The sequence below is a fragment of the Brevundimonas sp. genome, assembly GCF_036677305.1.
Lineage (GTDB): Bacteria > Pseudomonadota > Alphaproteobacteria > Caulobacterales > Caulobacteraceae > Brevundimonas.
Window position 1 is genome coordinate 1 of sequence record NZ_JAKFEB010000185.1, and the last position, 18,016, is coordinate 18,016.

An 18,016-nucleotide genomic window follows, 5' to 3' on the forward strand; every position below is an offset into this window, starting at 1 on the left:
GCGTTCTCCCTCCCCCGAAGTGGGGAGGGTGGTCGCGGAGCGACCGGGTGGGGAATGACTGATGTACCCCACCCTGTCGTCGCTGCGCGCCGACATCCCTCCCCATGAAGGGGAGGGAGAGATAGTGTGCCGCCCATGAGTCTCCCCCGCATCTTCATCGACGCCGACGCCTGTCCGGTGAAGGACGAGGTCTATCGCGTGGCGGCGCGCTACGGCCTGCATGTGTTCGTGGTGTCGAACACATGGATCAACACCCCGCGCGAAAAGTGGATCGAGCAGGTCGTGGTCGATGCGGGTCCGGACATTGCGGACGACTGGATCGCCGAGCGCGCCGGGCCGGGCGACATCGTCATCACCGCCGACATTCCGCTGGCCGACCGCTGCCTGAAGGCGGGGGCGCTGGCGCTGAAGGCGAACGGCCAGCCGTTCACGCCGGACTCGATCGGCTCGGCGCTGGCGGGACGGATGGTGGGCGAGCATCTGCGGTCGATGGGCGTGGCGACCTCGGGCCCGCCGCCGTTCGGGCCGAAGGACCGCTCGGCCTTCCTGCAGGCGCTGGACCAGGCCGTGGTGCGGGCCAAACGGGTGGTCCGGTGACGGTCATCCCCGAGAACGAGCTGGAGTTCCGCTTCTTCCGCGCGGGCGGGCCGGGCGGGCAGAACGTCAACAAGGTCTCGACCGCGGTGCAGATGCGGTTCGACGCGCGCAATTCGCCGTCGCTGACGGAGCCGGTGCGGGCGCGGCTGATGAAGCTGGCGGGCAGCCGGCTGACGCTGGACGGGGTGATCCTGATCACCGCCGTGCGGTATCGCACCCAGGAGCGGAACCGGGCCGACGCCATGGAGCGGCTGCAGGAGCTGGTCGACAAGGCCTCGGTCGCGCCGGTCTATCGCGTGCCGACCAGGCCGACCCGCGCCTCGAAGGAGCGGCGGCTGGAAGGCAAGGCCAAACGGTCGACGATCAAGAGCGGGCGCGGACGGCCGGGCTCGGACGACTGAGGTCTATTCCGCCGGACGGAACAGCAGGGCGGCGACCTTGCCGCTCTCGTCGAAACCGATGATCCACTGGGTCGCGGCGGTCGCGAAGGTCACCGCGAACAGATCGGCGCCTTCCTGGGCGCCCACGAAATCGAGCGCCTGGATCGCGCCGAAGCCCCGCAGAAGCGGCAGGACGGTGGCTTCCTGGGCGCGGACCTTGCCGGCGAGGTCGTCAGTCATCAGGGCGTAGGGCAGGGTTCCCGCCTGGCCCCCGGCGATGATCTCGCGCAGGACTTCCTCGGATCTGGCGTTGGCGGGCGTGGTCGACATCGCCGGCGCCGCCGCGGGAATGGCCGGGACGGGCTGCTGCGTCCGCGCGGCGGGCTGGTCAAAACTGTTGGGCACGGTGGCCGCGGCGACCTGGGCCTGGGCCGCGGCGGGGACGAGCAGGAAGGCGGCGGCGAACAGAAGCGGCTTCATGGGGTCGTCTCCAGAACTGAACTCAGACGATGGCGGGCCAAAGCGACAGAACAAGGGCGGCCGCCGAGGCCGCGGCGGCGAGGGTGACGCTGACGATCATCCACGCCGGGGTCCGGGTCTCGCGTATGACAACGGTCCGGGGCTGGGGCGGGTTCTGCGCCAGACGCGACAGGGCCTTCAGGGTGTCGCGAAATTCTTCCAGCGCGTCGCGGACCTGGGCGTGGGGGCCCAGTTCGCGGCGGATCCAGCGTTCGACCACCGGTCGGGCCGCCTCCCACAGGTCGTGATCGGGATTCAGGCGCCGGGCGACGCCCTCGACCGACACCATGGTCTTCTGCAGCAGGATCAGCTCGGGCCGCAGATGCATGTCGAACAGGGCGGTGATCTCGAACAACTGGCCCAGCAGACGGCCCATCGACACCTGCGACGCCTGTTTGCCGATCACGGGTTCGCCGACGGCGCGCAGGGCCTGGGCGAAGGCCTCGACCGAATGTTCGGGCGGCACGTAGCCGGCCTCGAAATGCACCCGGCTGATGCGGTCGTAGTCGCGGCTCAGGAAGCCCCAGAGGATTTCCGCCAGATAGCGGCGCTCGCCATGGCCCAGACGGCCGACGATGCCGAAATCGATGGCGGTCAGCTCGGCCGGGGCGTGGCAGAACAGGTTCCCCTCGTGCAGGTCGGCGTGGAAGGTCCCGTAGTCGAGCGCCTGGGTCAGGAAGGCGCGCACCAGATTGTCGGCCAGGCCGTTGCGGTCCAGCCCGGGCTGATCCACCGCCGCCGGGTCGGTCATCGCCACGCCCGTGGCCCATTCCAGCGTCAGCACGCGCTTGCCGACCCCGTCCCAGACCACCGCCGGGGCGGACATGTGGCCGCCGCCGCCCTCGCGCACCTTGTCGAGGATGTCCTTGAGTTCGGAGGCCGCGGCCGCCTCCAGCCGCATGTCCAGTTCAAGCTGAAGCGCCCGCGCGATGGTCTCGACGAAGGCCGAGGGTTCCAGCCGGCGGGCCGGGGCCACGAAGCGGACGGCCAGCCGGGCCGCCAGCCGCATCGAGTCCAGCCCCTGCGCCACGCGGCGCTCGACGCCCGGCCGCAGCACCTTGACCGCCACCTTGCGGCCGTCGGCCAGCCAGGCCGGATGCGCCTGCGCCAGGGAGGCGGCGGCGACGGGCGGGCCGAAATCGGTGAACAGGCTCTCGACCGGGCGGCCCAGCGAACGCTCGACCTCGCGGCGCGCCTGTTCGACGGGGAAGGGCTCCAGCGCGTCCTTCAGCCGGCCCAGATCGCGGGCGAATTCGACGCCGAAGATGTCGGCGCGGGTGGCCAGGACCTGACCCAGTTTGATGGCCACCGGGCCCAGGTGTTCGAAGGCCTTGCCCAGCCGCTGGCCCGGACGGCCCTCGCGGCCTTCCTTGCCGGCGAAGGCGTGCAGAAGATGGGCCAGCCAGCGGATCCAGACCGGCAACAGCGGCGTGATCTCGCGCGGCGCCAGGGCGTCGTAGCGGACGAGGACCCAGCCCCAGCCCATCAGGCGCAGCCAGGCCTCGACCGGACGGCGCACAGGCACGGTCGCCGGCGGGGGCGGCGGCGTCGCGGGATCGATCCGGCTGGTCAGATCGCCCACCCGTGATGGATGGCGGCCACGCCGCCCGACAGGTTGGTCACCGTCACGCGGCTGAAGCCGGCGGCCTCGATCATGGATTTGAAGGTCGACTGGTCGGGGAAGCGGCGAATGCTCTCGACCAGATACTGGTAGCTGTCGCGGTCGCCCGCGACCCAGCCGCCGATGCGCGGAATGGCGTGGAAGGACCAGGCGTCATAGGCCTTGCGGACGGCCGAGGCGGTCGGGCGCGAGAATTCGAGGCACAGGAAGCGGCCGCCCGGCTTCAGCACGCGCCGGGCCTCGGCGAGGGCGACCGGAATATCGGCCACATTGCGGATGCCGAAGCTGATCGAATAGGCGTCGACCGAGGCGTCCGGCAGGGGCAGGGCCATGGCGTCGCCGACGCTCCAGCTCATCTCCGGCTCGCCGCCCTTTTCGACGCCGGCCATGATCATTTCTGCGTTGTAGTCCAGCACGATGACCGAGGCGTCCTGGCCCCCGCGCCGTTCCTGCGCCGCCCGCGCCATCTTCGCATAGCGCCGGGCCATGTCGCCCGTGCCGCCCGCGACGTCGAGGATGGTCTCGCCCGGACGCGGGTTCAGCTTCGCCGCCGCCGCGTCCTTCCAGAGGCGGTGCACGCCCGCGCTCATCAGGTCGTTCATCAGGTCGTAGTTCGACGCCACGCTGTCGAACACGCCGCGCACCATCTGAACCTTCTCCTTCGCGTCGACGTCGCGAAAGCCGAAGGACGAGGTCTTGCCTGAGGGCTGGGCCGTATCGGTCATTCTGGCGGTCTAGCGCGTCGCCGCCCCGCCGTCACCGGGCCGCGTGGTCGCGGCGCTCAGGTGTTCGTTCCGGTGTTGGGCCGCGGCACGCCAAGGTCCCTCATCAAACCGCGCATGGCGCCGTAGCAACCGCAGGCGGCCTTCTCGAGGGCGGGGCGATCGGTGATCTCGATCCAGCCGCGACCCCGGCGGATCAATCCCTTGTCCTCCAGTTCGGCTCCGACCTCGGACACGGTCGCTCGACGCACGCCCAGCATGCCCGCGATATCGGCCTGGGTCAGTCGGAAGCGGTCGTTGTCGGCGCGATCGTGGATGGTCAGCAGCCAGCGGGCCAGCCGTTCATCCAGCCGGTGCTGGGCGTTGCAGGCGGCGGCCTGCTGCACCTGGGCGAACAGGCTCTCGGTGAATTTGGCCAGGGCCGTGCGCATGGACTCGCTCTGACCCAGGGCGTCGGCGAAGACGTCGGACGGGCAGCAGGCCGAGACGCCCTCGACCTGGGCGATGGCCCGGCTGGCGGCGCGGGCGTTCAGGGGACCGCACGTCACGCCGACCAGCCCCTCGCGGCCGATGGCGGCGGTCTCGATCATGCGGTCGTCGTCGAGAATGGTCATCAGCGAGACGACGCCGCTCATGGGGAACCAGACTTCCTCGACCGCCTCGCCGGCGTCGTACAGCATCTGGCCCTGGGCGAACGGCCGTTCGTGCAGATGCGGCTCGATCCGTTTGCGGTCCGCGGGATCCAGCGCGGCGATCCACATATTGTCCATGGCGGGCTTCCGTTCCCTGAATAGCGACGCTCGTTAACGTCGAAGCTTCGCCGTGTGTTCCGCCGACTTGTGACAGTCCGTCGGGCGGGATAGGGCGGAGGGGACGCGGAGGATGAGATGACCGACCGGATTGACGTTGCGGAAGCCCTCAAGGGCCTGCCCCTGTGGCGAGAGGACGCCGGCGACCGGCCCGCGATCGCGCGCAAGCTGGCGTTCGCCGACTTCAACGCCGCCTTCGGCTTCATGACCCGCGTGGCCCTGAAGGCGGACAAGGTCGACCATCATCCGGAATGGTCGAATGTCTACAACCGGGTGGAAATCCTGCTGACGACCCATGACGCGGGCGGCGTGACCGCGCGGGACGTCGACATGGCGCGGTTCATAGACGAGACGGCCGTCGCGATGGGGGGACAGTGATGGGACGTGTCGAGGGCAAGAAGGCGCTGATCACCGGCGCGGCGGGCGGACTGGGCGCGGCCATGGCCTGGATGCTGGCGCGCGAAGGGGCGAAGGTCGCGGTCACAGACATCGACGGACCGCGCGCGCAGGCTCTGGCGGCGGCCATCAACGGCGACCATCCCGGCGCCGCCTTCGCCTTCGCCCATGACGTGGCGGACGAGGCGCAATGGGTCTCGGTGATCGAGGCGGCCGTCGGCGCGCTGGGCGGTCTGTCCATTCTCGTCAACAACGCCGGCGTGGGCGGGCCACTGTCCTTCGTCGAGGGGGACACGGTCGAGAACTGGCAGCGCCAGTACGACATCAATCTCAAGTCCGTGATGCTGGGCTGCAAACACGCCATGCCGCATCTGCGCGATGCGGCTCCGGCGTCGATCATCAACATCTCGTCGATCGCCGGGCTGGCGGCGGCGCCGGGTATGGGCGCCTACAACGCCACCAAGGCGGCCGTATGGATGTACACCAAGACCATCGCGCTGGAGGCTGCGAAGCAGGACTGGAACGTGCGCTGCAACTCGGTGCATCCGGTCTTCATCAAGACGCCGATCCTGGACCCGTTCATCGCCATGGCCGGCGGCGACGAGGCCAAGGCGCACGAGCGGCTGAGCCGCGGCATCCCGCTGAAGCGGATCGGCGAGCCTGACGACGTGGCGTACTGCGTCCTCTACCTCGCCTCGGACGAGTCGAAATTCGTCACCGGGACGGAGTTCAAGATCGACGGCGGCATGACGGCCCAGTGAGCGCCCGGTGAGAGCTCAGTCGAGCTTGTAGACCGTGTGGCAGGCGTTGCAGCTCTGACGCACCGCGGCCCACTCGGCGGCGAAGGCGGCGGCGTCCTCGCCGGCCGCCAGCTCGGCCAGACGGTCGGCCGCGGCGGCGTAGTCGGCGGCCTTCGCCTCGAAACCGGCGCGGTCGCTCCAGACCTCGGGCCGGGCCTTTGTCGGAACGCCGGCTTCCGGGCCGCTGCCGGCGGGGAACATGCCCGGGACGGCGTGGGCCCAGCGCGCCAGGGCGCGGCTGTTGAAGCGCTGGGTGGCCGGCGCCTGCCCGGCGTCGATCGACGCCTTGATCGAGCCCATGGCCACGCCCGACAGCAGCATCGCCGCCTGGCGGCCCTGGATGACGCCGGCCTCGCCCTCTCCCCGGGCATTGGCCGCGCCGCCGACGCACAACAGGCCCAGCACCGCGGCCGTGATCCATTTCCGCATCGTCGTCTCTCCCTTTGGGAGGGAGGCTCGATCGCCGGGCCGCGCGAGTCAATGACGCGCTCCGCCGTCCCGTTCTGATCCGGCCCCCTCGACGACCGGGACGTTTCCGGCTTAGGTCCGGGCAACGAGGGAGAGGAACCCCAATGACCGACACACCCGCGAGCGCGCCCGTCAGCGGCGTCAAGCGTATCGAACTGACGCTGCGCGCCCTGTTTCTGGGTTGCATCCTGGCGGTGATCTTCACCGCCGCGAACACCTATCTGGGTCTGAAGGTCGGGCTGACCTTCGCCTCGGCCATTCCGGCGGCGGTCATCTCCATGGCCATCCTGCGGATGTTCAAGGACTCGACCATCTGGGAAAACATGACGGTCCAGACCGTGGCCTCGGTCGGCGGGGCCATGAGCTCGATCATCTTCGTCCTGCCCGGTCTGGTCATGGTCGGCTGGTGGCTGGAGTTCCCGTTCTGGGAGTCGGTGCTGATCTGCGTCTTCGGCGGCATTCTGGGGGTGACCTTCTCCATTCCGCTGCGGCGCGCGCTCGTCGTCGAGGCGGGCCTGCCCTACCCCGAAGGCGTCGCGGCGGCCGAGGTGCTGACCGTCGGCTCGCGCGGGGCCGAACAGACCGAGAGCGCGGTGCGCGAGAACGCCATCGGCCTGTGGGTCGTGATCACCGGGGCGATCGTCTCGGCGGGCTATGCCCTGCTGGTCGCGGGCCGCGTGTTCGCGGGCGAGGCGGCGCGGTTCGTCAAGCTTCCGGCGGCGCTGGGCGGCGGAGCCACCGGCATCGGCTTCGGCATGCAGTTCGCCCTGCTGGGCGCCGGCCATCTGATCGGCCTCAGCGTGGGCCTGGCCCAGCTGTTCGGCCTGATCCTGGCCTGGTGCATCGCCGTGCCGATCCTGACCAGCCCCGAGACCATCGCCTGGCTGACGGCGCACGGCATTCCCTCGATCGCCACCACCCTGCCCGCGGGCGTGGGGGCCGAGGAACTGGCCAGCACCGTCTGGCGCCGCGAAGTGCGCTTCATGGGGGCCGGCGTCATCGGCGTGGCCGCCATCTGGACCCTGATCAAGCTGGCCGGCCCTCTGGTCGGGGGGCTGACCTCGGCGCTGGCGGCCAACCGCCGCCGCCAGGGCGGCGAGGTGCTGGACCGCACCGAGCAGGACATTCCGATCAACATCGTCGCCGGCCTGTCGGTCGCCTGCCTGATCGGCATCGGCTTCATCCTGGCCTGGTTCGCCAACGGCAATCCGACCCTGGCGAGCTCGACCGCCCTGCTGGTGGGCGGCGGACTGATCTATGTGGTCTTCATCGGCTTCGCCGTAGCGGCCATCTGCGGCTACATGGCCGGGCTGATCGGTTCGTCGAACAGCCCGGTGTCGGGCGTGGGCATCCTGGCCATCGTCATCGCCTCGGTGCTGATGCTGGGCGTGCTGGCGCTGGCGGGCCTGCCGGCCGATCCGTCGGTGGTGGCCTTCGCCCTGATCGTGACGGCGGTGGTCTTCGCCGTCGCCGTTATCGCCAACGACAACCTGCAGGACCTCAAGACCGGCCAGCTGGTCCAGGCCACGCCCTGGCGGCAGCAGACGGCGCTGATCGTCGGCGTCGTCGCCGGCGCCATCGTCATCCCGCTGATCCTCAACCTGCTGAACCAGGCCTTCGGCTTCGAGGGCGGACCCAGGGGGATCGCCGACGAACCGCTGGCGGCGCCCCAGGCGACGCTGATCTCGGCCCTGGCCAAGGGGGTGATCGAGGGCGGCCTGCGCTGGGACCTGATCGGCCTGGGCGCGGCTATCGGCGTGGTGATCATCGTCCTGGACGCCGCCCTGCGGGGCGCCACCCAGAGCCGGATGAAACTGCCGCCGCTGGCCGTCGGCATCGGCTTCTACCTGCCCGCCGCCGTGACCACGATGCTGGTCGTCGGCGCCGTCTGCGGCTGGTTCTACGACAAGGCGATCAAGACCACCCGGTTCGCCGACGTCGGCCGCCGGATGGGCGTGCTGCTGGCCTCGGGCCTGATCGTGGGCGAGAGCCTGTTCCTGGTCATGACGGCCGGCGTCATCGTCTCGACCGGCAACGATGCGCCGTTCGCCATGCTGCCCGAGGGCTCGACATGGCCGGCCATGCTGGCGGGGATCGCGGTCTTCGTCGTTCTGGTCTTCGTCCTCTACGGCTGGATCCGCGGACGGTCGGCCAAGGTCTAGGACGGCCTCAGCAATCGGGAGGGACCGGGCAGGCGTCGCAGCAGGCCCGGTCGCTCCCAGAAGGCGACCTCGGCGGGATCGGTCATGGCGACCCGCGCCCGGTAGAAGCCGGCGATCGCCCGGTCGTCCCCGCTCATGACCACGTCGCGCGCCTGCAGGTGGAAGGGGCCGATGGCGGCGGTGATGTCGTAGCGGTTCCACCAGCGGTCGGCGAAGCCGCCCAGCAGACGATATTTGGCCTTGAACGTCTCGAGCCCGCAGCAGGCGTGGTGCAGGACCACCGCGTCCGTCGACGGCAGGCGGCGGGCGCCTCCGTCCGGCCTGTCGAAATCATGCACGCCGAACGGCTGAAGCCCTGCAGAGGCGAGGCGAACGGCGGACTTGCCGTTGGAATAGAGGTTGAAGAAGCCGGCCCCGAACCGGGGAGAGCGGCGCAGGGCGTCGGCCAGGCGGGATCGCCGGAAACGATCCGGCGCATGTGGGCGACCGGCGCCTTGAACAGGGTGACGTCCGCAAAGGGACGATCCACGACCTCATGCTCGGGAACGGCCTCCAGATTGGGGAAGGCGACGACGTCGACCGGCGCGTTCCGCAAGGCGTCGAACAGGGCCCGCGCGTCCCCGCCCGCGGGGTAGAAAAGTTCGTCCACGTCGATGTGCAGCAACCAGTCGAGGCCGTCGCGCCGCGCCCGGTCCGCGATCATGCTCGCATTGAGCAACTGGCGGGCCATGACCTCCTGGTCGATCGAGGCCGCCATGTCCGCGAACAGGGGCGACCCGCGCCATCCGGCCCGCCAGGCGTCGTCGCCGGCGACCGCCTCGACGCCGGGTCGTCCGGCGACCCTGGCGAAATCCGGGTCCGCCGGATCGTCGAAGACCAGATAAAGGCGGCTGAAACCCACGGCCTGATGCCAGGCGATGAAGTCGTCGAGGAAGGCCCCCGCGTTGCGCAGGGTGGTGACGATCGCAGGCCCGCCGGCCGGCGGAACAGGGGTGTGAATCTCCATCGGCGCCGGTTGTAGCGGGTGTCGCGGCGGCGCGCACCGACCTTCCCCGTGCGTTCGCGGCCGGCCCTGATCGCCTTCGCGCCGCCGTTTTCCTGAGCGATAGAGCCGGCGTTACGCCGGTGCGTGTTCGTCACGCACTGGCGTTTCCGCGTCCCTCACTGTAAGAGGCGCGCGCCTTCCCGCAATCATGCCCCTTGCAGCGGTCCCGGACGTTCCGTGGCCGAACACAGACCGCCCGAGCCCGAAATGAACCTGCGTAACGTCGCCATCATCGCCCACGTCGACCACGGCAAGACCACGCTGGTTGACCAGCTTCTGGCCCAGTCGGGCGTGTTCCGAGCCAATGAGGCGACGACCGAGCGCGCCATGGACTCCAACGATCAGGAGCGCGAGCGCGGCATCACCATCCTGGCCAAATGCACGAGCGTGCTCTGGAACGGCAAGGCGGGCGAGACCCGCATCAACATCATCGACACCCCCGGCCACGCCGACTTCGGCGGCGAGGTGGAGCGCATCCTGGGCATGGTGGACGGCTGCGTCCTGCTGGTCGACGCCGAGGAAGGCGTCATGCCGCAGACGAAATTCGTGCTGACCAAGGCGCTGAAGATGGGCCTGCGTCCGATCCTGTGCATCAACAAGGTCGACCGCGCCCACGCTGATCCCGACAAGGTCCACAACGCCGCCTTCGACCTGTTCGCCGCCATCGGCGCGACGGACGAGCAGCTGGACTTCCCGCACATCTACGCCTCGGGCCGCGCCGGCTGGGCCACGCTGGACCTGAACCAGCCGTCCGACAACCTGGGCCCGCTGTTCGACCTGATCGTCGACCACGTGCCGGCCCCCAAACAGGTCGAGGCCGCCGAGAAGCCGTTCCAGATCCTGAACGTGCTGATCGAGAGCGACCCCTTCCTGGGCCGTCTGCTGACCGGCCGCATCGAAAGCGGCAAGGCCGTTCCCGGCATGGCCATCAAGGCCCTGTCGCGCGACGGCAAGATCCTTGAACAGGGCCGCATCACCAAGGTGCTGGCCTTCCGCGGCCTGAAGCGTCAGCCGGTGGACAGCGCGGAAGCGGGCGACATCGTCGCCATCGCCGGCATGTCCAAGGCGACCGTGGCCGACACCCTTTGCGCGCTGGAAGTCACCGACGCCCTGCCCGCCCAGCCGATCGACCCGCCGACCATCTCCATGACCGTCTCGGTCAACGACAGCCCGCTGGCCGGCCGCGAAGGCGACAAGGTCCAGTCGCGCGTGATCCGTGACCGCCTGCTGAAGGAAGCGGAGGCCAATGTGGCCATCCGCGTCACCGAGACCGGCGGCAAGGACGCCTTCGAGGTCGCCGGCCGCGGCGAACTGCAACTGGGCGTGCTGATCGAGAACATGCGCCGCGAGGGCTTCGAGCTGTCGATCTCGCGTCCGCGCGTGGTCTATCAGACCGGCGAGAACGGCGAACGGCTGGAGCCGATCGAGGACGTCGTCATCGACGTCGACGACGAATACACCGGCGTGGTCATCGAGAAGCTGTCGGCCCGCAAGGCCGAGCTGAAGGACATGGGCCCGTCGGGCGCCGGCAAGACCCGCCTGACGCTGAAGTCGCCGTCGCGCTCGCTGATCGGCTACCAGGGCGAGTTCCTGACCGACACGCGCGGTTCGGGCGTGCTGAACCGCGTGTTCAGCCACTATGAGCCGCACAAGGGCGCCATCGAGGGCCGTCTGAAGGGCGTGCTGGTCTCGAACGGCGACGGCGAGACCGCCGCCTTCGCCCTGTGGAACCTCGAGGACCGCGGCGTCATGTTCGTCGGCGGCGGCGAGAAGACCTACCAGGGCATGATCATCGGCGAGAACGCCCGTTGGGACGACCTCGACGTCAACCCGATGAAGGCCAAGCAGCTGAACAACATCCGCGCCGCCGGCAAGGATGAGGCCGTTCGCCTGACCCCGCCGCGCCGCCCCTCGCTGGAACAGGCCATCGCCTACATCGAGGAAGACGAACTGGTGGAGGTGACGCCCAAGTCGATCCGCCTGCGCAAGGCCGTGCTGAACCCCTCGTTCCGCAAGAAGCGCGTCCGCGAGGAATAGGCCGACCGCGACATTCTTCCGGTCGACGCCCCGGCGAGGGCGGCCTAGTTTCGGGCCGTCCGGCGCCGGCTGGCGCCGCCCGCGAAGGAGTCGACCCATGGTCCGCCTGATCGCAGCCGCATCCCTGGCCGCCCTGTTGCTGGCCGGATGCCAACCTCAATCCACAGAGACGAAGACGGAAGCGCCGGCGGCGCCGGCCGCGCAGCCCGTAACCGGGCCGCCGTCGGCCGGACAGGCCGCTCCCGCCTTCACGCTTGTCGATTCCGGGGGGACGCAGCGGTCGCTGGCCGACTTCCGCGGCAAGACCGTGGTGCTGGAGTGGACCAACGAGGGCTGCCCCTATGTGAAGAAGCACTACACAGGCGCGATGCAGGCCCTGCAGCGGGAGGCGACCGGCGACGGCGTGGTGTGGCTTACGATCATCTCGTCCGCGCCCGGGACGCAGGGCCATGTCGAGGGTCAGGCGGCGCGGGAGTGGCGCATCCGGACCAATGGCGCGGCGACCTATTTGCTGCTCGATCCGACCGGTCAGGTCGGCAAGCTGTACGACGCGAAGACCACGCCGGACATGCGGGTGATCGACGCCGACGGGACGCTGAGATTCGTGGGCGGCATCGACGACCGGCCGACCAACAAGCCCGAGGATCTGGAAGGGGCGAACAATTTCGTCCGCGCGGCCCTGGCGGACATGAAGGCGGGCCGGCCGGTCCAGGCGGCCTTCGCGACGCCCTACGGCTGTTCGGTGAAGTATCCGGAGACGGTGGGGACCTGAACGGGCCCTAGACCTCGGGCTGCGGCGGGGCCGTGATGACCTCGACGTTGTCGTTCAGCAGATAGGCCAGCTCGTCCAGCGCCACGCGTCGCTCGGCGGGCGTGGCGGCGGCCTCGACGGCCGCGATCCTCTTCGGCATGTCTTCCGAGATGCCGCGCAGGATGCATTTCAGATCGCCGTCCGTACCGCGTTCCTTGAGGATCAGGTGACCCTGCATGTCGCTGGCGGCCAGCGCTTCGGCCTGGGCCTTGAAGCCGGTGAAGGCGGGGCTTGCGGCGAAGTCGGACTGGTTCATCACGCCGGCGTCGATCCAGCCCTGGACCACGCTCTTCAGCGCGCCTGAACGGGACACGATGTCGGCGAACAGGGGCTCTCCGGCGACCGGGGCGGGCGCCGCGACCGGAGCCGGCGGCTGGGCCGCGGCCAGGGCCACATTCGGATCGGAGAGAAGCAGGGAAACCGCCAGGGCGACGCCGCAGGACATGGCGAACCTCATTTATATGGGCCGAATCACGGATTCAGCGTTGAACCGGCTTACGCCACACCCGTAAACGGGGGCTTACCCCCCCGCTCTGCGAGTCCCGCCCATGACCGCCCGCACCCAGGCTTTGAACATGCTCCGCGCCGTGGCGCGCAAGGACGCGGGCGGGCGTATCGCGCACCGGTTCGCCACCGACCCCGGCCGGATGGAGCGGATGGGAGTCGAGGCGGCGGGCCTGTATCTCGACCTGTCGAAACAGTCCTGGAGCGCCGAGGGGTTCGAGGCCGCCCTGGATCTGGCGCGCACCTGCGACGTCGAGGGGCGCCGCGACGCCCTGTTCCGCGGCGAGGCGGTCAACAACACCGAGGGCCGCGCCGTGCTGCATCCCGCGCTCCGCGCGAGCGAGGGCGCCGAGTTCAAGGCCTTGGGCGAGGCGGTCTCGGCCGAGGTCGACGCCGTCCGCGGCGCCATGGCCGAGTTCGCCGGCGACATCCGCTCGGGCGCCGAGACCGGCGGGACCAAACAGCCGTTCACGGCCATCGTCCACATCGGCATCGGCGGGTCCGATCTCGGGCCCCGTCTGCTGTGGGACGCCCTGCGGCCGCTGGAGCCCGCCATCGAGGTGAGGTTCGTCGCCAACATCGATCCGCGCGACATGGGCGAGGCCCTGGCCGGGCTGGATCCGGAGACGACCCTGGTCGTGGTCGTGTCCAAGACCTTCACGACGCAGGAGACGCTGGCCAACGCCGATCTGGCCAAGGCCTGGCTGGCCGAAAGCCTGTCGCCGCGACGCATGGTCAAACACCTGATCGGGGTCACGGCGGCGCCGGACAAGGCCGAGGCCTGGGGCTGCGGCCGCACCTTCGGCTTCCGCGACTGGGTGGGCGGCCGCTATTCGCTGTGGTCGGCGGTCAGTCTGTCGGTCGCCGTGGCCCTGGGTTGGGACGTGTTCGAGCGCGTGCTGGACGGGGCCCGGGCGATGGACGAGCATTTCCGGGAGGCGGCGCTGGAGATGAACGCGCCGATCCTGCTGGCCATGGCCCAGGTCTATAACGTCGAGGGCATGGGGCGGACGGCGCGGACGGTCGCCCCCTACGCCCACGGCCTGCGCCGGCTGCCCGCCTTCCTGCAGCAGCTGGAGATGGAGTCGAACGGCAAGCGGGTGAAGCGCGACGGCTCGGCCGTCGATACGGCGACGGGTCCCGTGGTGTTCGGCGAGCCCGGCACCAACGGCCAGCACGCCTTCTTCCAGCAGATTCACCAGGGGCCGCAGGTCATTCCCGCCGAGTTCGTGGTCGTGGGCCACACCTCGGACGGCGCCATGGACGCACGCGAGGGCGACGCGCCCCTGTGGTCCAACGCCCTGGCCCAGGCCCAGGCCCTGATGGTCGGCAAGACCGAGGCAGAGGCGCGGGCCGAACTGCTGGCGTCCGGCGCCGGCGCCGGGGAGGCCGACCGGCTGGCGCCGCACAGGACGTTCCCCGGCGACCGGCCCTCGACCACCATACTGATGGACGCCCTGACGCCAGAGGCGGTCGGGGCGCTTCTGGCCCTGTACGAGCACAAGACCTTCGTCGAGGGCGTGATCTGGGACATCAACAGCTTCGACCAGTGGGGCGTGGAGCTGGGCAAGGTGCTGGCGAAGGCGATTCTGAAGGATGTCGCCGACGGCGAACCGTCCGCCGGCCTGGACCCCTCCACCGCCGAGCTGATGAAACGGCTGATGGTCTGACACGAAAAAAGGGCGGGCGCCGGAGCGCCCGCCCTTCCCGACCTCGTCCGACCCTACTCACGCGGCCGGTCGAAACCCTTGATCACCAGCGGCGGTCGTAGCGGTAGTCGCGCGCGCGGTGGTTCTGCCAGCTGCGCCACTCGCCGTGGTTCCGCCAGAAGCGGCCGTCGCGGTAGTAGCCCCGGCCCGAATAGGTCCGGCCCTCCACATAGGCGCCATAGCCGTTGTTGTAGCCGTAGGAACGGTCCCGGCTGTTGATGCCGTGCTCGCGTTCCCAGTGACCCAGGTTCCGGTAGCAGCGGCCGTCGCGATAATACTGGCAGTCGGGACCGCGATAGGTTCCCTGCTGGCCGTAGTAGCGGTTGTCCTGGGTCGACACGCCGAGAACCGCGCGCACGGCGGCGTCGATCAAGGGGTCGCCATAGGACTGGGCGGCGGCGGGGCCTGCCGAGGCGAGGCCCATCGCGAGTGCGGCCGCTGCGCCGGCGCCGACGGTCTTCAGATTGAGGAAATTACGCATCGGATTGCTCCTTGCTGCTCGCCGATCGATCGGCATTGGGGGCAATCTATGCGCGCGCGCCTGTACGCAGCCGGAGCGGGCTGTTCAGGTTCCAGTCAGGTCCGGGCCACGCGGTCGCCCGAATTCCGGCTCCGCTCCGCTTGACGGCGACCGTCCGCAACCCTACTTGCCGCTCGCGTTAGCACTCGGGCGCGACGGCTGCCAAAAGCACCCGCGTTCGGGATCAATCGAAGAAGTTTGGAGACAATCAGATGGCGTTTCGTCCGCTCGGCGACCGCGTGCTCGTGAAGCGCGTGGAAGAGGAATCGAAGACCAAGGGCGGGATCATCATCCCTGACTCGGCCAAGGAAAAGCCCCAGGAGGGCGAAGTCGTCGCCGTGGGCCCCGGCGCCCGTGACGAAGACGGCAAGCACGTGCCGATGGACCTGAAGGCCGGCGACCGCATCCTGTTCGGCAAATGGTCGGGCACGGAAGTGAAGATCGACGGCGCTGATCTCATCATCATGAAGGAGGCGGATGTACTGGGCGTGCTCTCGTAAGCACCGGTATTTTCTCGCCATTCTACCTAGTTAAATCAGAATCAGGAGCTGCCAGATGGCCGCCAAACAAGTCATGTTCTCCACCGATGCGCGCGAAAAGATGCTGCGCGGCGTCAACGTCCTGGCCAATGCGGTCAAGGTGACCCTGGGGCCCAAGGGCCGCAACGTCGTGATCCAGAAGTCCTTCGGCGCCCCGCGCTCGACCAAGGACGGCGTCTCGGTGGCCAAGGAAATCGAGCTGGAAGACGCCTTCGAGAACATGGGCGCCCAGATGATCCGCGAGGTCGCCTCCAAGACCAATGACAAGGCCGGCGACGGCACCACCACCGCCACCGTCCTGGCCCAGTCGATCGTCCAGGAAGGCCTCAAGGCCGTGGCCGCCGGCATGAACCCGATGGATCTGAAGCGCGGCATCGACAAGGCCGTGACCGCCGTCCTGGCCGACATCAAGGCCTCGAGCCGCAAGGTCAGCGCCAACTCCGAGATCGCCCAGGTCGGCACCATCTCCGCCAACGGCGACCAGGAAGTCGGCGACATGATCGCCAAGGCCATGGAAAAGGTCGGCAACGAGGGCGTCATCACCGTCGAGGAAGCCAAGACCGCCGAGACCGAACTCGACGTCGTCGAGGGCATGCAGTTCGACCGCGGCTACCTGTCGCCCTACTTCATCACCAACGCCGACAAGATGGAGGTCCAGCTCGAGGAGCCGCTCATCATGCTGCACGAGAAGAAACTCTCGTCGCTGCAGTCGATGCTGCCGATCCTGGAAGCCGTGGTCCAGTCGGGCCGCCCGCTGCTGATCATCGCCGAGGACATCGAGGGCGAGGCCCTGGCCACCCTGGTGGTCAACAAGCTGCGCGGCGGCCTGCGCGTCGCCGCCGTCAAGGCTCCGGGCTTCGGCGACCGCCGCAAGGCCATGCTGGAGGACATCGCCGTCCTGACCGGCGGCCAGGTCATCTCGGAAGACCTCGGCATCAAGCTGGAAAACGTCACCCTGGACATGCTGGGCAAGGCCAAGAAGGTCACCATCACCAAGGACGACACCACCATCGTGGACGGCGTCGGCGAGAAGGACGCGATCGAGGCCCGCATCGGCCAGATCAAGACCCAGATCGAGGCGACCACCTCGGACTACGACAAGGAGAAGCTGCAGGAACGTCTGGCCAAGCTGGCCGGCGGCGTCGCGGTCATCCGCGTCGGCGGCTCGACCGAGGTCGAGGTCAAGGAGAAGAAGGACCGCGTCGACGACGCCCTGAACGCCACGCGCGCGGCGGTCGAGGAAGGCATCGTCCCCGGCGGCGGCATCGCCCTGCTGAAGGCGACCAAGGCCCTGGAAGGCCTGAAGGGCGACAACGCCGACCAGACGGCCGGCATCGCCATCATCCGCCGCGCCATCCAGGCCCCGATCCGTCAGATCGTCGAGAACGCGGGCGTCGAAGGCAGCATCGTCGTCGGCAAGGTGCTTGAAAACGCCTCGGCCACCTACGGCTTCAACGCCCAGACGGAAGAGTATGTCGACATGATCCAGGCCGGCGTCATCGACCCCGCCAAGGTCGTGCGCACGGCTCTGCAGGACGCCGCCTCGGTGGCCGGCATCCTGATCACCACCGAAGCGGCCGTGGCCGACGCGCCGAAGAAGGCCTCGGCCGGCGGCGCCGGCGGCGGCATGGGCGGCGGCATGGGCGGCATGGGCGACATGGACTTCTAAGTCATGTCGTTCAGATCACCCTCGATCAGGTAACGCCCGTCGAGCGTCACGTAACCGAAGTTCAGCCCAGACTGGACCTCGTAGATTCCAGGCAACGGCGTGGGACGCACGGCGTCCACTTGCGTGCCCTTCAGGCGTGCCGAGATGAGCTGGCGCAGCGCTTCCATGTCGTTCGGGTCGGCCGGCTGCACCGGCGCCGTCGTGGTGCCCGTACCCGTGCCCGCCGAGGCGGAGGTGTTTGCCTCCTCTTCCAGCGGCGGAGCGCAACCCGCGAGCGCCATGACGGCAAGGAGCATCGGAACCAGTAGCTTCTGCATGGAGGAGGACCTGTTGATCAGCGTTCATTGTAAGGGGAAGGAAACCCGCTACGCGCTGTGACGTCGTGCACAAGGGGACCCCGGAATCGCCTTGTTCGTTCATTCATCGCCGCCCAGAATCCTTTCATCGACCCAGGCACCCGCAAACGTCCCGTCTCCGGGCCGAGCAGACAGCCCAGGCAACATCGAACGCCCCCATGGCCAAACGCACTCTCTTCATCGCCTATGGCCGCATGCTGGCGGGGGTGTTGCTGATCGTGGCCCTCGCGTACCTGGGCGTTCCCAACGCCTGACGCGAGCCATCCCGGCGTCGCATCCGCTTCCAGATCCCGGCCGCCGCCGGCTCAGCCGCGCGGATGATGCTTGGCGTGCAGATCGCGCAGTCGCGTCC

Annotated in this window: 19 protein-coding genes and 1 pseudogene; 10 read left to right on the forward strand and 10 right to left on the reverse strand. The window is 69.1% G+C overall.

Going from position 1 to position 18,016, the window contains the following annotated elements:
* Window positions 1-135 precede the first annotated feature (135 nt).
* Both V6M42_RS10955 and arfB read left to right on the forward strand, forming a co-directional pair.
* Window positions 136-597, forward strand: coding sequence for a YaiI/YqxD family protein (locus V6M42_RS10955; protein WP_332678493.1), 462 nt, complete (start codon window positions 136-138; stop codon window positions 595-597).
* The gene (gene arfB / locus V6M42_RS10960; RefSeq protein WP_332678494.1) at window positions 594-998 is read left to right on the forward strand and encodes an alternative ribosome rescue aminoacyl-tRNA hydrolase ArfB; all 405 of its coding nucleotides are present in this window, start codon (window positions 594-596) and stop codon (window positions 996-998) included. The genes V6M42_RS10955 and arfB overlap by 4 nt, the downstream gene beginning before the upstream one ends.
* Window positions 999-1,001: 3 nt before the next feature.
* On the opposite strand, the gene V6M42_RS10965 is transcribed toward arfB, so the two are convergent.
* The 4 genes from V6M42_RS10965 to V6M42_RS10980 are packed head-to-tail and all read right to left on the reverse strand — an operon-like array spanning window position 1,002 to window position 4,609.
* Window positions 1,002-1,457, reverse strand: coding sequence for a hypothetical protein (locus V6M42_RS10965; protein WP_332678495.1), 456 nt, complete (start codon window positions 1,455-1,457; stop codon window positions 1,002-1,004).
* A gap of 22 nt (window positions 1,458-1,479) precedes the next feature.
* Entirely contained in the window at window positions 1,480-3,078 is a 1,599-nt protein-coding gene (ubiB, locus tag V6M42_RS10970; protein WP_332678496.1) for a 2-polyprenylphenol 6-hydroxylase, read from the reverse strand.
* Window positions 3,066-3,842 carry a class I SAM-dependent methyltransferase gene (locus V6M42_RS10975; RefSeq protein ID WP_332657832.1) on the reverse strand — a complete coding sequence of 259 codons (777 nt, stop codon included), beginning with the start codon at window positions 3,840-3,842 and terminating at the stop codon, window positions 3,066-3,068. Before V6M42_RS10975 ends, ubiB begins: the two co-directional genes overlap by 13 nt.
* A gap of 56 nt (window positions 3,843-3,898) precedes the next feature.
* Window positions 3,899-4,609, reverse strand: coding sequence for a Crp/Fnr family transcriptional regulator (locus V6M42_RS10980; RefSeq protein WP_332657831.1), 711 nt, complete (start codon window positions 4,607-4,609; stop codon window positions 3,899-3,901).
* A 117-nt stretch (window positions 4,610-4,726) separates the two neighbouring features.
* Between V6M42_RS10980 and V6M42_RS10985 the strand changes: the two genes are divergently transcribed.
* A complete protein-coding gene (locus V6M42_RS10985; RefSeq protein ID WP_332678497.1) occupies window positions 4,727-5,026 on the forward strand; it encodes a 4a-hydroxytetrahydrobiopterin dehydratase in 300 nt (99 codons plus the stop codon).
* On the forward strand, window positions 5,026-5,805 hold the full coding sequence (locus V6M42_RS10990; RefSeq protein WP_332678498.1) for an SDR family oxidoreductase: 780 nt from the start codon (window positions 5,026-5,028) through the stop codon (window positions 5,803-5,805). Before V6M42_RS10985 ends, V6M42_RS10990 begins: the two co-directional genes overlap by 1 nt.
* Before the next feature lie 15 nt (window positions 5,806-5,820).
* Here the strand turns inward: V6M42_RS10990 and V6M42_RS10995 are convergent, their stop codons facing one another.
* Entirely contained in the window at window positions 5,821-6,273 is a 453-nt protein-coding gene (locus V6M42_RS10995; RefSeq protein ID WP_332678499.1) for a cytochrome c, read from the reverse strand.
* 143 nt (window positions 6,274-6,416) lie between these two features.
* On the opposite strand from V6M42_RS10995, the gene V6M42_RS11000 reads away from it, so the two are divergent.
* Window positions 6,417-8,474 (forward strand): OPT family oligopeptide transporter, encoded by a 2,058-nt coding sequence (locus tag V6M42_RS11000; RefSeq protein WP_332657827.1) that lies wholly within the window; start codon window positions 6,417-6,419, stop codon window positions 8,472-8,474.
* On the opposite strand, the gene V6M42_RS11005 is transcribed toward V6M42_RS11000, so the two are convergent.
* Both V6M42_RS11005 and V6M42_RS15305 read right to left on the reverse strand, forming a co-directional pair.
* Entirely contained in the window at window positions 8,471-8,812 is a 342-nt protein-coding gene (locus tag V6M42_RS11005) for a hypothetical protein (RefSeq protein WP_332678500.1), read from the reverse strand. The two genes, V6M42_RS11000 and V6M42_RS11005, sit on opposite strands and share 4 nt — an antisense overlap.
* Window positions 8,813-9,132: 320 nt before the next feature.
* Window positions 9,133-9,480: pseudogene (locus tag V6M42_RS15305) on the reverse strand (glycosyltransferase family 2 protein); the annotation flags it as partial.
* Between the two features lie 246 nt (window positions 9,481-9,726).
* Between V6M42_RS15305 and typA the strand changes: the two are divergent.
* Together typA and V6M42_RS11020 are read left to right on the forward strand one after the other, a co-directional pair.
* Window positions 9,727-11,556, forward strand: a complete 1,830-nt coding sequence (gene typA / locus V6M42_RS11015; protein ID WP_332678502.1) for a translational GTPase TypA — start codon at window positions 9,727-9,729, stop codon at window positions 11,554-11,556.
* 97 nt (window positions 11,557-11,653) lie between these two features.
* Window positions 11,654-12,328 (forward strand): redoxin domain-containing protein, encoded by a 675-nt coding sequence (locus tag V6M42_RS11020; RefSeq protein ID WP_332678503.1) that lies wholly within the window; start codon window positions 11,654-11,656, stop codon window positions 12,326-12,328.
* 7 nt (window positions 12,329-12,335) lie between these two features.
* On the opposite strand, the gene V6M42_RS11025 is transcribed toward V6M42_RS11020, so the two are convergent.
* Window positions 12,336-12,812, reverse strand: a complete 477-nt coding sequence (locus V6M42_RS11025) for a hypothetical protein (protein ID WP_332678504.1) — start codon at window positions 12,810-12,812, stop codon at window positions 12,336-12,338.
* 103 nt (window positions 12,813-12,915) lie between these two features.
* Here V6M42_RS11025 and pgi point away from each other — a divergent pair, with 103 nt between their 5' ends.
* On the forward strand, window positions 12,916-14,541 hold the full coding sequence (gene pgi / locus V6M42_RS11030; protein WP_332678505.1) for a glucose-6-phosphate isomerase: 1,626 nt from the start codon (window positions 12,916-12,918) through the stop codon (window positions 14,539-14,541).
* Window positions 14,542-14,623: 82 nt separating this feature from the next.
* Here pgi and V6M42_RS11035 read toward each other — a convergent pair whose 3' ends face one another.
* Window positions 14,624-15,061, reverse strand: a complete 438-nt coding sequence (locus V6M42_RS11035; RefSeq protein WP_332678506.1) for a hypothetical protein — start codon at window positions 15,059-15,061, stop codon at window positions 14,624-14,626.
* A gap of 251 nt (window positions 15,062-15,312) precedes the next feature.
* On the opposite strand from V6M42_RS11035, the gene groES reads away from it, so the two are divergent.
* Together groES and groL are read left to right on the forward strand one after the other, a co-directional pair.
* Complete coding sequence (gene groES / locus V6M42_RS11040) at window positions 15,313-15,600, forward strand: co-chaperone GroES (protein ID WP_332659919.1); 288 nt, start codon at window positions 15,313-15,315, stop codon at window positions 15,598-15,600.
* A 55-nt stretch (window positions 15,601-15,655) separates the two neighbouring features.
* Entirely contained in the window at window positions 15,656-17,308 is a 1,653-nt protein-coding gene (gene groL, locus V6M42_RS11045; protein ID WP_332659917.1) for a chaperonin GroEL, read from the forward strand.
* Here the strand turns inward: groL and V6M42_RS11050 are convergent.
* Entirely contained in the window at window positions 17,305-17,625 is a 321-nt protein-coding gene (locus V6M42_RS11050; protein ID WP_332678507.1) for a disulfide isomerase DsbC N-terminal domain-containing protein, read from the reverse strand. The two genes, groL and V6M42_RS11050, sit on opposite strands and share 4 nt — an antisense overlap.
* Window positions 17,626-18,016: the final 391 nt, after the last annotated feature.